This is a genomic window from Pantoea sp. paga, from assembly GCF_007558755.1.
GTDB lineage: Bacteria > Pseudomonadota > Gammaproteobacteria > Enterobacterales > Enterobacteriaceae > Pantoea > Pantoea agglomerans.
In genome coordinates this window covers 111946-124083 of record NZ_VLTF01000007.1, presented here as the reverse complement: position 1 = coordinate 124083, position 12138 = coordinate 111946, and the positions used below count along the sequence as shown (strand labels likewise).

Below are 12138 nucleotides of genomic sequence, written 5' to 3'. Positions count from 1 at the left end.
CACTACCTGAAGAGGTGTATCGCCTCACAGAAATGAGAATATGCCAGCAAAAAGCTTGATGGCATCCACATAAATAGCAAACACCATTTGATTTTTTTGCCCACACTGAGGGCCAAAAACTCAACTGCCTCAGCGGGTTAGAGGCGCTGGAACTTTTCCGGCAAACCATAGTTAAAAAAATAATTATAAATTGCGCGGCAAATAGTCAGGTCTCTATCCATACTTAGTCTCCCGGCATTTGTTGCATTGACCTGACATCTTTAAAGCAGTGCACCGCAGGCTGTGTCCCGTAATGGTTTCTCTCATAACAAAAATAAACCCTTGCGGGATCCAGCCTGAAACAGGCCCGGTTTCAGAGTCCTGACTTCAGGCTCGTACCTCTCTACTTTCACGTGCTTCATAGCGAGTTTTTAAGGAGTTCTCTATGGAATTAAAAGACCCGATGTTTGAATTGCTCAGCAGCCTTGAGCAGATTGTTTTGACACGTGATGATCGCGCCGCCGAGTTACTTATTCAGCGTCAGCAACCCGCCCAGCCAGAGCCGCAGCGTCTGCGTGAAATGACCGGCATGCAGGTTGATGAGTTTGCAAAAGTAATGGGCGTGAGCGTTTCTTCCGTGAAAAGCTGGGAAGCCCGGCGGACCCGTCCTTCCGCGACAGCGCAGAAATTGATGAAGTTATTACATGCCAATCCCTATCTGGGACGGCAATTGCTTGAATAAACTGATATCACGAAAAGAACCCGCCGCTGGCGGGTTTTTTATTAGCGCAATTCACTGTATTTTGCCGCCTGCCTGGCAAACCAGCTCTCTGGCACGCTATAGGGCGGCTCCCGCAACTGTGCGAGTCCGCTTTCAATAATCGTTGAAGCCTGCTGCCATAACTGCGCATCTCCCTGCTTCAGCAACTCAATCTGTATCTGCTTTTCAACCAGGTAGACCCGCGCAAAGTCGGGATCAAAACGCACAATCGCGCGGGTGTTATCAATGATGTCAGCCAGTTTGATGGTTTGTGCCTCCGGACTGGCGCTGGCTGTATGGCGGAAGTGCGCCAGTTTACGGGCCGTCCGGTTTTTTGCCGCAGCGGGCGCGCTGTTGGTCAGCATCTCTACCAGGCCTGCCACGCGCGTACCAAAGTGGGCTTCGATATCGCTCTGTGTGGTTGCGGTATCTTCCACGGTATCGTGCAGCCAGGCCGCCGCTAACAACGCGTCGTCATGGCTGACGCTGCGCACCAGTTCCACCACCGCTGCCGGATGAACAATATAAGGCTCATCGGTATATTTGCGGCGCTGACCGGCACTGGCATGTGCCTCGGTGGCGAAGCGACGCGCCTGTTCTTCCAGTGAATCCTGCATGCCTATCCCCCTGACAAAAAGTTTGCTTGCAATTATCTAGCGCGCTACCTATATTATTAACCATGAACTGTGATCAAGATGACAAAAAAGTGAAAACGATGCCACTGTTGGTCGATCAGCAACTCTGCTTTGCGCTTTATTCTGCCAACCTGGCGATGAATAAAGTCTATCGTCAGTTGCTGAGCCAGCTCGATATCACCTATCCTCAATATCTGGTCATGCTGGTGTTGTGGCAGAAAGATGATGTCACGGTGTCAGAGATTGGCGAGCAGCTTTTTTTAGACTCGGCAACATTAACACCTCTATTGAAGCGGCTGGAAAGCGCAGGCCTGATTAACCGGCAGCGAACCCGTCAGGATGAACGACAGGTTGCAGTGACGCTGACCGAAGCTGGCCAGGCGTTACGGACCAGGGCTGAAGCCATTCCTGAAGCGGTTAAGTGTGCCACGGCCTGTGATGATGACGCCCTGCTGGCGCTGAAATTACAGCTGGATGGGTTGCGCGATAACCTGAATCAGTCAAGATAAATATTGCTGACGGGTGCGCGGCACCCGTTAAACCTCACCGCCTGATTACAGCTTTATAAGTAGTGGGCGATTAAATAGCGTAACGGAGAAATGTCATGTCTTTAGAACAAGTGGTTTACCGCGCCAAAGCCAAAGCAACCGGTGGTCGTGATGGTCGTGCAACCTCTTCTGACGGTGTACTGGACGTGAAACTGGGCGTGCCAAAAGAGATGGGCGGTGCAGGCGGCGAAGTGACTAACCCTGAGCAGCTGTTTGCTGCGGGCTATTCTGCCTGCTTCCTGGGCGCAATGAAGTTTGTGGCGGGCCGTGACAAAATCACCATGCCAAAAGACGCCTGGATCGAAGGTGAAGTGGGTATCGGCCCTATCCCTGATGGTTTTGGTATTGAAGCGACCCTGAACATTCATCTGCCAGAGATGGATGAAGCAGAAGCGCAGAAGCTGGTTGATGCGGCACACATTGTTTGTCCTTACTCAAACGCCACCCGCAACAACATCGATGTCACGCTGAACATTATTCGCTAAGCGTGCTGCGGGCCTGAAACTATCAGGCCCGCACTTTTCTTCCTCTGTCACTTCCTCTCTCCTGCTGCTGTCTGCAACAGCCTACCCGGCCGTTCCTGTTCGCTGTGTACAAAAAATGTGCTAATCAGGTCGACAACGATTATTTTCTGGTCTATCAAACGCGACCATGTTTTACTGAGCCACCTCGCGTTATAGCCTATAAATCCGTTCAGAATTTTCCTTCATCTTGTCCGGTCCGCTTATTCAGCGAACTCTGCCGCGTTTCGGCAGTCACATAAAAGATTTGGTCAAGCGCTTCACACCGGAGAAACACCTTTTTTCATGAATTACATTAAAACCCTGACTCAGCAGAAGTTATCGCTCTTGCTGGCGCTCTATCTCGGTATCTTATTGAATTTACCGATTTTCTATCGTCGTTTTGACGGTTTTCTCAGGCACTCTACGGTAACGAACTGGCTGACTGCCGTCACCGAGGTGATGGCTATTGTGGTGCTGACTTTCTTCCTGATGCGTCTGCTGTCGCTGGGAGGAAAGTGGTTTTATCGCGTGCTGGCCACGCTGATTGTGCTGATTTCTGTTGCCGCCGCCTATTACATGGCGTTTTTTAACGTGGTGATTGGCTACGGCATTGTGGCTTCGGTGATGACGACCGATACCGATCTCTCTAAAGAGGTGATTGGTTACCATTTCATCCTGTGGATGGTGCTGGTCAGCGCGCTGCCACTGCTGATGATCTGGCGCAATAAGCTGAGCATGACACTGAATGAACAGCTGCGTACGCCGGGACAGCGACTCAAGCCCACCCTGATCATGCTGCTCTGCGTGGCGCTGGTCTGGCTGCCGATTCGTTTTTTCGACAAGCTGCAGAAGCATAACGAAGAGATCACCAACATCGATCTGCCGAGTTACGGCGGTGTGGTGGCGCACTCTTATCTTCCTTCGAACTGGCTGGCGGCTGTGGGCCTGTTTGCCTGGACCCGCGTGGATGAGTCGCTGAACAGCCAGGAACTGCTGGATCCCGCGAAGAAGTTTACCTACGTCGCGCCTGCCGGGCTGGACGACACCTATGTGGTATTTGTGATTGGCGAAACCACGCGCTGGGATCACATGGGGATGCTGGGCTATGAGCGTGACACTACGCCAAAGCTGTCGAAAGAGAAGAACCTGGTGGCGTTCCGGGGCGAGTCCTGTGATACCGCGACTAAGCTTTCACTGCGCTGCATGTTCGTGCGCGAAGGCGGCACTATGGATAATCCGGGCCGCACGCTGAAAGAGCAGAATGTGTTTGCGGTGATGAAAGAGCTGGGCTTCACCTCTGAGCTGTTTGCGATGCAGAGCGAAGTCTGGTTCTACGATAACATCAACGCCAACAATTTTGCCTTCCGTGAGCAGATTGGTTCAGAGAAGCGTAATCAGGGCAAAGCGGTGGATGACATGCTGCTGGTACCGGAGATGAAAGCGTCACTGGATCGTTTCCCGAAAGGTAAACATCTGATTGTGTTGCACACGAAAGGTTCGCACTATCTCTATTCACAGCGTTATCCGCGCAGCTTCGCGAAATATCAGCCGGAGTGTATGGGTGTAGATGAGACCTGCAGCAAAGCGCAGTTGATCAACGCTTATGACAACTCGGTGCTGTATGTCGATAGCATGCTGGATAGCGTGCTGGATCAGCTGCGAGATAAGAAGGCGATCGTCTTCTATGCCGCCGACCATGGTGAGTCGATTAGCGAGAATATGCACCTGCACGGCACGCCGCGTGAGATGGCTCCGCCTGAGCAGTTCCGGGTGCCGATGATAGTCTGGGCGTCAGATAAGTATCTGGAAGACAGTCAGAACCGCAGCAACTTTGAGCGTCTGCAGGCGCAGCAGCGTGTGGGCCGGACCCATCGCCACGTTGAGCTGTTCGATACCATCCTGGGCTGTCTGGGTTACACCTCGCCAGATGGCGGTATTAACCCGGCCAACAACTGGTGTCAGGCACCGGGTAATGGTCAGGCTAAACCGCTGTAATAGTGGTCGAAAAGGGTAAAGCAGGCGGCTGATTCCCGGTAACCGCATGCTTTCCAGGCGATTGGCGGCAAAAGCATAAAAAGCGGTTGACGCTGATCGGGGGTAGCAGTAACATGCGCCCCCATCGGCGAGTAGCGCAGCTTGGTAGCGCAACTGGTTTGGGACCAGTGGGTCGGAGGTTCGAATCCTCTCTCGCCGACCATATTTAAGAAACCTGTCTGAAAAGACAGGTTTTTTTTCGTCTTTAGAAAAGAGGATGAGAACCTCCGAAGGAGGTTTGAGCCGAGCGTAGCGAGACAACGTTGCTTCAGCAACGGCCCGAAGGGCGCTGCTCGCAGAGCAGAGTCATCCTCTCTCGCCGACCATATTTAAGAAACCTGTCTGAAAAGACAGGTTTTTTTTCGTCTTTAGAAAACCAACGGCAGGGGCGGTTTTTCCTGAGCAGTCTCGATCTGACCGCTAAGCATTCACATTCTTACCGCTGAGTGGGCTTCAGGGAGCATACGCCTTCCGCAAAGACGCAAAAACGCCATCCATGGCAGGCTCAACGCAGGCCATCCCTGGCCCGCGATGCTTTGCTACAGGCGTATGCTCCCTTCGCTTCACGTATGGCAGATGCATCAGGTACTTACAGAAGCATCTCAGGCAGCTTACAGATCCAACCAGAGTGATGCTGACAGCAATCAACAATCTTAAGGCGCAGGGAACACGGGCAGAGGAGGAAAGCGTCCCACGCCATGGACAAAAACGCCGGGAGCGTTTTTGAACAACGCAAAGCGTTGGCCCGGCTACGGGCGCACCCTCAGGGATGAGGTGCGTAATCGCGTGGGCCGAGCGTCCATGGATGGTTTAAGCGCCTTTCCGATCTGGCCGTGTTTCCGAAGCAGTCTCGATCTGACAGCCATTCATGCCACATCCTCTTCCCTGAACATTCTCCCGCTTTCAGCCTCTGGCTATCATTTTCCAGAAAGTTCCAGTAAACCCCATCCACCGCGCATTCTGTTTACCAGCCGTTGTTATCATCACTTACCCGCTGGCAGGCCTTGCCATATAAGAGATGCGATCATAATTCGCGACACATTCTTCTTATGACCGAAAGCGGCAACATGCTGATTTCTTATGCTTCTTAACCAGCATATTCCGCTGGATGAACGTCATAACGCACGGTGAATCGTTCAGTTATTCAACATTTGCCGGTAAAAGTTTTAAGTTTTTTAGCGGTGAGAATCACTAGCGATAGAACAACCATCCAGCACAATGCACGGAAATCAGGCCAGCTGCGCTGTGCATTGTATGGCTTTTAGGCCGAAAGAGTTTTTATTACCGTTGCATGCTATCCCTCACACTCTGTGTAAATAAGTAACCGTTGTATTGACGTTCTTTGCAACTGTTGACAAATTGATGCGTCAATAAACGCGCAGTTACGGAATTTTCTGAATGCACCATCTGCATAAGAAAAAACAAAAAAAACGTAGCGTGCTTTAACCACCTGTTCGGTGGTACGCCTGAACCGCATAAAAAAATCAGAGGTCGGGCAATACACACAACATCACATCACAATGGAGCAAAAGCATGATCAACTCCCTGGCTAAATCCGGGATGCTGAAGGTCGGTCTGAGCCTGATTGCTATGACTGTCGCCGCCAGTGTTCAGGCAAAAACCCTGGTTTACTGTTCTGAAGGTTCTCCGGAAGGCTTTAACCCGCAGTTGTTCACCTCGGGCACCACCTACGATGCCAGCTCACGTCAGATCTACAACCGACTGGTTGAGTTCACTATCGGCACCACCGAACTGCACGCTGCGCTGGCAGAGAAGTGGGATGTCAGTGAAGACGGTAAAACTTACACCTTCCACCTGCGCAAAGGCGTGAAGTGGCAGACCACCAAAGATTTCAAACCGACGCGCGACTTCAATGCGGATGATGTGGTGTTCACATTTGAGCGCCAGCTCGATAAAAACAACGCCTATCACGGCGTCTCCGGCGGCAGCTACGAATATTTCGAAGGCATGGACATGCCGAAGCTGATCAGCAAAATTGAAAAAGTGGACGAGAACACCGTGCGCTTTGTGCTGACGCGTCCTGAATCGCCGTTCCTTGCAGACCTCGGCATGGACTTCGCCTCGATTCTGTCGAAAGAGTACGCTGACAACATGCTGAAAGCGGGCACCCCGCAAAACGTCGACCTGAACCCGGTCGGTACCGGTCCGTTCCAGCTGCTGCAGTACCAGAAAGATTCGCGCATCCTTTACAAAGCTAACCCGGATTACTGGGGCACCAAGCCGAAAATCGATCGCTTAGTCTTCTCTATTACCCCGGATGCTTCAGTGCGTTACGCCAAGCTGCAGAAGGGCGAATGTCAGGTCATGCCCTATCCAAACCCGGCTGACATCGCGCGTATGAAGCAGGACAAAAACATCAACCTGTATGAGCAGGCTGGTCTGAACGTCGGCTATCTGTCGTACAACGTTGAGAAAAAACCGCTGGATAACCTGAAAGTGCGTCAGGCACTGACCATGGCGGTCAACAAAAAGGCGATTATCGAAGCCGTTTATCAGGGTGCAGGTCAGCCTGCTAAAAACCTGATCCCACCAACGATGTGGGGCTATAACGACGACGTGAAAGATTACGCCTACGATCCTGAGAAAGCCAAAGCGCTGCTGAAAGAAGCGGGCATGGCAGACGGCTTCTCAATCGACCTGTGGGCAATGCCGGTTCAGCGTCCGTACAATCCGAATGCACGCCGCATGGCTGAGATGATCCAGAGCGACTGGGCGAAGATTGGCGTCAAAGCCAAAATCGTCACCTACGAGTGGGGCGAATATCTGAAGCGCGCCAAAGCAGGTGAGCACCAGACCGTCATGATGGGCTGGACCGGTGACAATGGGGATCCGGATAACTTCCTGGCCACCCTGTTCAGCTGTTCAGCGGCAAAAGATGGCTCTAACTACTCGCGCTGGTGTGATAAATCCTTTGAGGATCAGATTCAGCCAGCTCGCGCCACCGCCGATCAGGCGAAGCGCATCGAGTACTACAAGCAGGCACAGGTTGTGATGCATGACCAGGTACCGGCGCTGATGATCGCGCACTCAACGGTATACGAACCGGTCAGCAAGAAAGTCTCCGGGTACAAAGTCGATCCGCTGGGCGGACACTACTTTGCTCAGGTAGACATTAAAGAATAATTGTCGCCTTTTCCGGGGCGGCTGCGCGTCGCCCCGGCTTTATCTCCCTGTTTTACTGGAAACGGTAGAGGCGCAGCCTGTCTGCGTCGCGGTCGGGCCTACCCGATCGTCAGATGTAAGCAATAACTACCCTCGCGGCGACGGTCGCGCGGACAAGAGAGAACCCGGATTATGCTGCAGTTCATACTCCGACGTCTGGGCCTTGTCATCCCAACGTTTATCGGTATTACATTACTCACCTTCGCATTTGTTCACATGATCCCCGGCGATCCGGTACTGATCATGGCGGGCGAACGCGGTATTTCTCCTGAACGCCATGCACAGTTAATGGCGCTGTTAGGTCTGGATCAGCCGCTGTGGAAACAGTACCTGAACTACATTAACGGCGTATTACATGGTGACCTGGGCATTTCACTTAAGAGCCGCATCCCGGTCTGGGATGAGTTTGTTCCGCGCTTCAAAGCGACGCTGGAACTCGGCATCTGCGCCATGATATTTGCCGTGGCCATTGGTATCCCGGTTGGGGTCATGGCTGCCGTGAAGCGGGGGTCGATTTTCGATCACACCGCCGTGGGAATCTCACTGACCGGCTACTCGATGCCGATCTTCTGGTGGGGCATCATGCTGATCATGCTGGTCTCGGTACAGCTCAACCTGACGCCGGTTTCCGGGCGGGTCGGCGACACCGTCTTCCTGGATGACACCATGCCGCTGACCGGCTTTATGCTGATCGATACCTTCTTCTGGGGGGAGCCGGGCGACTTCCACGATGCGGTGATGCACATGATCCTGCCTGCCATCGTGCTCGGCACCATTCCGCTGGCGGTGATTGTGCGAATGACGCGATCGGCGATGCTCGAAGTGCTGGGTGAAGATTACATCCGTACTGCGCGTGCCAAAGGCCTGACGCGGATGCGCGTGATCGTGGTGCATGCGCTGCGAAACGCCATGCTGCCGGTGGTCACGGTGATCGGCCTGCAGGTCGGCACTTTGCTGGCCGGGGCGATTCTGACCGAAACCATCTTCTCGTGGCCGGGCCTGGGTCGCTGGCTGATTGAAGCGTTGCAGCGCCGTGACTATCCGGTAGTGCAGGGCGGGGTGCTGCTCACAGCAGTACTGATTATTGTGGTCAACCTGCTGGTTGATCTGCTGTATGGCGTGGTTAACCCGCGCATACGTCATAAGAAATAAGGGGGCATCATGTCTGTTGTTGATCCCGGCAGCGTTACCGTTGCACCCAAGCCGATGACCCCGTTTCAGGAATTCTGGCACTACTTTAAACGTAACAAGGGCGCCGTCGTGGGCCTGGTTTACATCATCATTGTGTTGCTGTGCGCCATTTTTGCCGATGTGCTGGCCCCGCATGCGCCTGCTGAGCAGTTCCGCGATGCGCTGCTGCATCCGCCGGTCTGGCAGGAAGGCGGCAGCTGGAGCTACATTCTGGGCACCGACGATGTAGGCCGCGATGTGCTGTCGCGTCTGATGTACGGTGCGCGCCTGTCGCTGCTGGTTGGCTGCCTGGTGGTGGTGCTGTCACTGATTTTTGGCGTGATATTTGGCCTGCTGGCCGGTTATCTCGGCGGTGTGGTTGATGCCATCATCATGCGTGTGGTCGATATCATGCTGGCGCTGCCCAGCCTGCTGCTGGCGCTGGTGCTGGTCGCCATCTTTGGCCCCTCAATCGTTAACGCCTCCATCGCACTGACCTTTGTGGCGCTGCCGCACTATATCCGTCTGACCCGCGCGGCGGTGCTGGTGGAAGTGAACCGCGACTATGTGACCGCCTCCGGCGTGGCCGGTGCCGGTATGCTGCGCCAGATGTTTGTGAATATTCTGCCTAACTGCCTTGCACCATTGATCGTGCAGGCTTCATTAGGTTTCTCCAACGCCATTCTCGATATGGCGGCGTTGGGCTTTCTCGGTATGGGTGCGCAACCGCCAACGCCGGAGTGGGGCACGATGCTCTCCGACGTCCTGCAGTATGCGCAAAGTGCCTGGTGGGTAGTGACCTTCCCTGGATTGGTCATTCTGCTTACCGTGCTGGCATTTAACCTGATGGGCGATGGTTTGCGTGATGCACTCGACCCGAAACTCAAGCAGTAAAGAGGCACCGAGATGGCGTTATTAAATGTAGACAAACTATCGGTGCATTTCGGCGACGATAAAGCACCGTTCCGCGCGGTTGACCGCATCAGTTATCAGGTTGAGCAGGGCCAGGTCGTGGGTATCGTGGGCGAGTCCGGCTCTGGTAAATCGGTGAGTTCACTGGCGATCATGGGGCTGATCGATTTCCCCGGCAAAGTGATGGCTGAGAAGCTGGAGTTTAACCAGCGCGACCTGCAGAACATCTCCGAACGTGAGCGCCGCCAGCTGGTGGGTGCCGAAGTGGCGATGATTTTTCAGGACCCGATGACCAGCCTCAATCCCTGCTACACCGTAGGTTTCCAGATCATGGAAGCGATCAAGGTGCATCAGGGCGGTAATAAGCGTACACGGCGTCAGCGGGCGATCGACCTGCTGAATCAGGTCGGTATTCCCGATCCCGCGTCACGGCTCGATGTCTATCCGCACCAGCTGTCGGGCGGCATGAGCCAGCGTGTGATGATTGCCATGGCGATCGCCTGTCGGCCTAAGCTGTTAATCGCCGATGAGCCGACCACGGCGCTCGATGTGACCATTCAGGCGCAGATCATCGAACTGCTGCTGGAGTTGCAGCGGCAGGAGAACATGGCGCTGATCCTGATTACTCACGATCTGGCGTTAGTGGCAGAAGCGGCGCACCACATTATCGTGATGTATGCCGGTCAGGTGGTGGAAAGCGGTAAAGCGACCGATATCTTTAAGGCGCCGCGCCATCCTTATACGCAGGCGCTGCTGCGTGCGCTGCCGGAGTTCGCGGCCGATAAAGCACGCCTGGCCTCGCTGCCTGGCGTGGTACCGGGCAAGTATGACCGCCCGATTGGCTGTCTGCTTAATCCACGCTGTCCCTATGCGACTGACCTTTGTCGTCAGGAAGAACCTGAACTGCGCACCATTCCAGGACGCCAGTCCAAGTGTCACTATCCGCTGGACGATGCCGGGAGACCAACTTATGAGTCATGAAACCACTAAAGATCAGTTCCTGCTGCAGGCGATTGATCTGAAGAAGCACTACCCGGTGAAGAAGGGGCTGTTTGGTCAGGAACGTCTGGTCAAAGCGCTGGATGGCGTCTCTTTTAATCTGGAACGCGGTAAAACGCTGGCGGTGGTGGGCGAGTCAGGCTGTGGTAAATCCACGCTGGGCCGCCTGCTGACGATGATTGAAACCCCGACCGAAGGGCAGCTTTACTGGCACGGTCAGGATCTGCTGAAACACGATCCCCAGGCGCAGAAGTTGCGTCGCCAGAAAATCCAGATCGTGTTCCAGAACCCGTACGGCTCACTCAATCCGCGCAAAAAAGTAAGCCAGATTCTGGAAGAGCCGCTGGTGATTAATACCCAACTGACCAGAGCGGAACGCCGCGAGAAGACGCTGGAGATGATGGCAAAAGTCGGTCTGAAAACCGAGCACTACGACCGCTACCCGCACATGTTCTCAGGCGGGCAGCGTCAGCGTATCGCCATCGCGCGTGGGCTGATGCTCGATCCGGACGTCCTGATTGCCGATGAGCCGGTTTCGGCGCTCGACGTGTCGGTGCGTGCCCAGGTGCTTAACCTGATGATGGATCTGCAGCAGGATATGGGGCTCTCTTATGTCTTTATCTCGCACGATTTGTCGGTGGTGGAACACATTGCCGATGAGGTGATGGTGATGTATCTCGGCCGGTGCGTTGAGAAGGGCAGCAAAGAGGCAATTTTTGCCAACCCGCGCCATCCTTATACTCAGGCTTTGCTGTCAGCGACGCCGCGGCTGAATCCTGACGACCGTCGTGAGCGCATTAAGCTGACCGGCGAACTGCCCAGCCCGCTCAATCCGCCGCCAGGCTGCGCCTTTAATGCGCGCTGCCACCGACGTTTTGGCACCTGCGTGCAGTTGCAGCCGAAGCTGAAAAACTACGGCGGACAGGAGATTGCCTGCTTCGCAGTTGATCAGGATGAAAATCAGCCAGTCGGCGTGGCAGAAAAGGTCAGCTGAGGATTGGCAGCGCATTCTGGTGTTTACAGACCGCACAAGATTGAAGGCGATGGGAGCATACGCCTGTAGCAAAGTATCGCGCCGCCCGGATAAAAACGCCGGGAGCGTTTTTGAACAACGCAACGCGTTGGCCCCGCTACGGGCGCACCTCAGGGATGAGGTGCGTAATCGCCCGCGCTGAGCCAGCCAGGGATGGCGTCTTTGCGTAAGGCGTATGCCCCCTGAGCCTGTTCGCGATCTTAACTCCCCAGCCGAAGGCTCCTTTCTGGAGCCTTTTTTTATCTCAACTCAGCTGCAAGCCGCATTGCTGGCAGGTCAGCGAGCACTTCCTGGTTATTCCTCCTCTTTTTCCGTTATCAGTCTTAACCTGTTTTTCTTCTGGCGATATTTGCAGTGAAAAAAGATAAATATCCTCAATCAC

10 protein-coding genes, 1 tRNA gene and 1 other RNA gene are annotated in these 12138 nt (G+C 54.2%); 11 read left to right on the top strand and 1 reads right to left on the bottom strand.

The window, feature by feature from the left end; all coding sequences use genetic code 11:
- The first annotated feature begins 424 nt into the window (after positions 1–424).
- A complete protein-coding gene (locus FOV68_RS17735; RefSeq protein WP_010257438.1) occupies positions 425–721 on the top strand; it encodes an HTH-type transcriptional regulator in 297 nt (98 codons plus the stop codon).
- 41 nt (positions 722–762) lie between these two features.
- On the opposite strand, the gene FOV68_RS17730 is transcribed toward FOV68_RS17735, so the two are convergent.
- Positions 763–1356 (bottom strand): HD domain-containing protein, encoded by a 594-nt coding sequence (locus FOV68_RS17730; RefSeq protein WP_083070426.1) that lies wholly within the window; start codon positions 1354–1356, stop codon positions 763–765.
- Positions 1357–1418: 62 nt separating this feature from the next.
- On the opposite strand from FOV68_RS17730, the gene FOV68_RS17725 reads away from it, so the two are divergent.
- The 10 genes from FOV68_RS17725 (at position 1419) to dppF (ending at position 11717) form a co-directional block, all read left to right on the top strand.
- The gene (locus tag FOV68_RS17725) at positions 1419–1883 is read left to right on the top strand and encodes a MarR family winged helix-turn-helix transcriptional regulator (RefSeq protein WP_064703248.1); all 465 of its coding nucleotides are present in this window, start codon (positions 1419–1421) and stop codon (positions 1881–1883) included.
- A gap of 95 nt (positions 1884–1978) precedes the next feature.
- On the top strand, positions 1979–2407 hold the full coding sequence (locus tag FOV68_RS17720) for an organic hydroperoxide resistance protein (protein WP_010257431.1): 429 nt from the start codon (positions 1979–1981) through the stop codon (positions 2405–2407).
- Between the two features lie 321 nt (positions 2408–2728).
- A complete protein-coding gene (gene eptB / locus FOV68_RS17715) occupies positions 2729–4420 on the top strand; it encodes a kdo(2)-lipid A phosphoethanolamine 7''-transferase (RefSeq protein WP_064703249.1) in 1692 nt (563 codons plus the stop codon).
- A gap of 125 nt (positions 4421–4545) precedes the next feature.
- Positions 4546–4622, top strand: a tRNA-Pro gene (locus tag FOV68_RS17710).
- 33 nt (positions 4623–4655) lie between these two features.
- A non-coding RNA gene (locus tag FOV68_RS17705) (RtT sRNA) lies at positions 4656–4785 on the top strand.
- A gap of 1207 nt (positions 4786–5992) precedes the next feature.
- On the top strand, positions 5993–7603 hold the full coding sequence (gene dppA, locus FOV68_RS17700) for a dipeptide ABC transporter periplasmic-binding protein DppA (RefSeq protein WP_039390428.1): 1611 nt from the start codon (positions 5993–5995) through the stop codon (positions 7601–7603).
- A gap of 171 nt (positions 7604–7774) precedes the next feature.
- Positions 7775–8794, top strand: a complete 1020-nt coding sequence (dppB, locus tag FOV68_RS17695) for a dipeptide ABC transporter permease DppB (RefSeq protein WP_010257427.1) — start codon at positions 7775–7777, stop codon at positions 8792–8794.
- Positions 8795–8803: 9 nt separating this feature from the next.
- Positions 8804–9706 (top strand): dipeptide ABC transporter permease DppC, encoded by a 903-nt coding sequence (gene dppC, locus FOV68_RS17690; protein WP_010671643.1) that lies wholly within the window; start codon positions 8804–8806, stop codon positions 9704–9706.
- A gap of 12 nt (positions 9707–9718) precedes the next feature.
- Positions 9719–10705, top strand: a complete 987-nt coding sequence (gene dppD, locus FOV68_RS17685) for a dipeptide ABC transporter ATP-binding protein (protein WP_010257423.1) — start codon at positions 9719–9721, stop codon at positions 10703–10705.
- Positions 10695–11717 carry a dipeptide ABC transporter ATP-binding subunit DppF gene (gene dppF, locus FOV68_RS17680; protein WP_010671644.1) on the top strand — a complete coding sequence of 341 codons (1023 nt, stop codon included), beginning with the start codon at positions 10695–10697 and terminating at the stop codon, positions 11715–11717. Before dppD ends, dppF begins: the two co-directional genes overlap by 11 nt.
- The last annotated feature ends 421 nt before the right edge of the window (positions 11718–12138 follow it).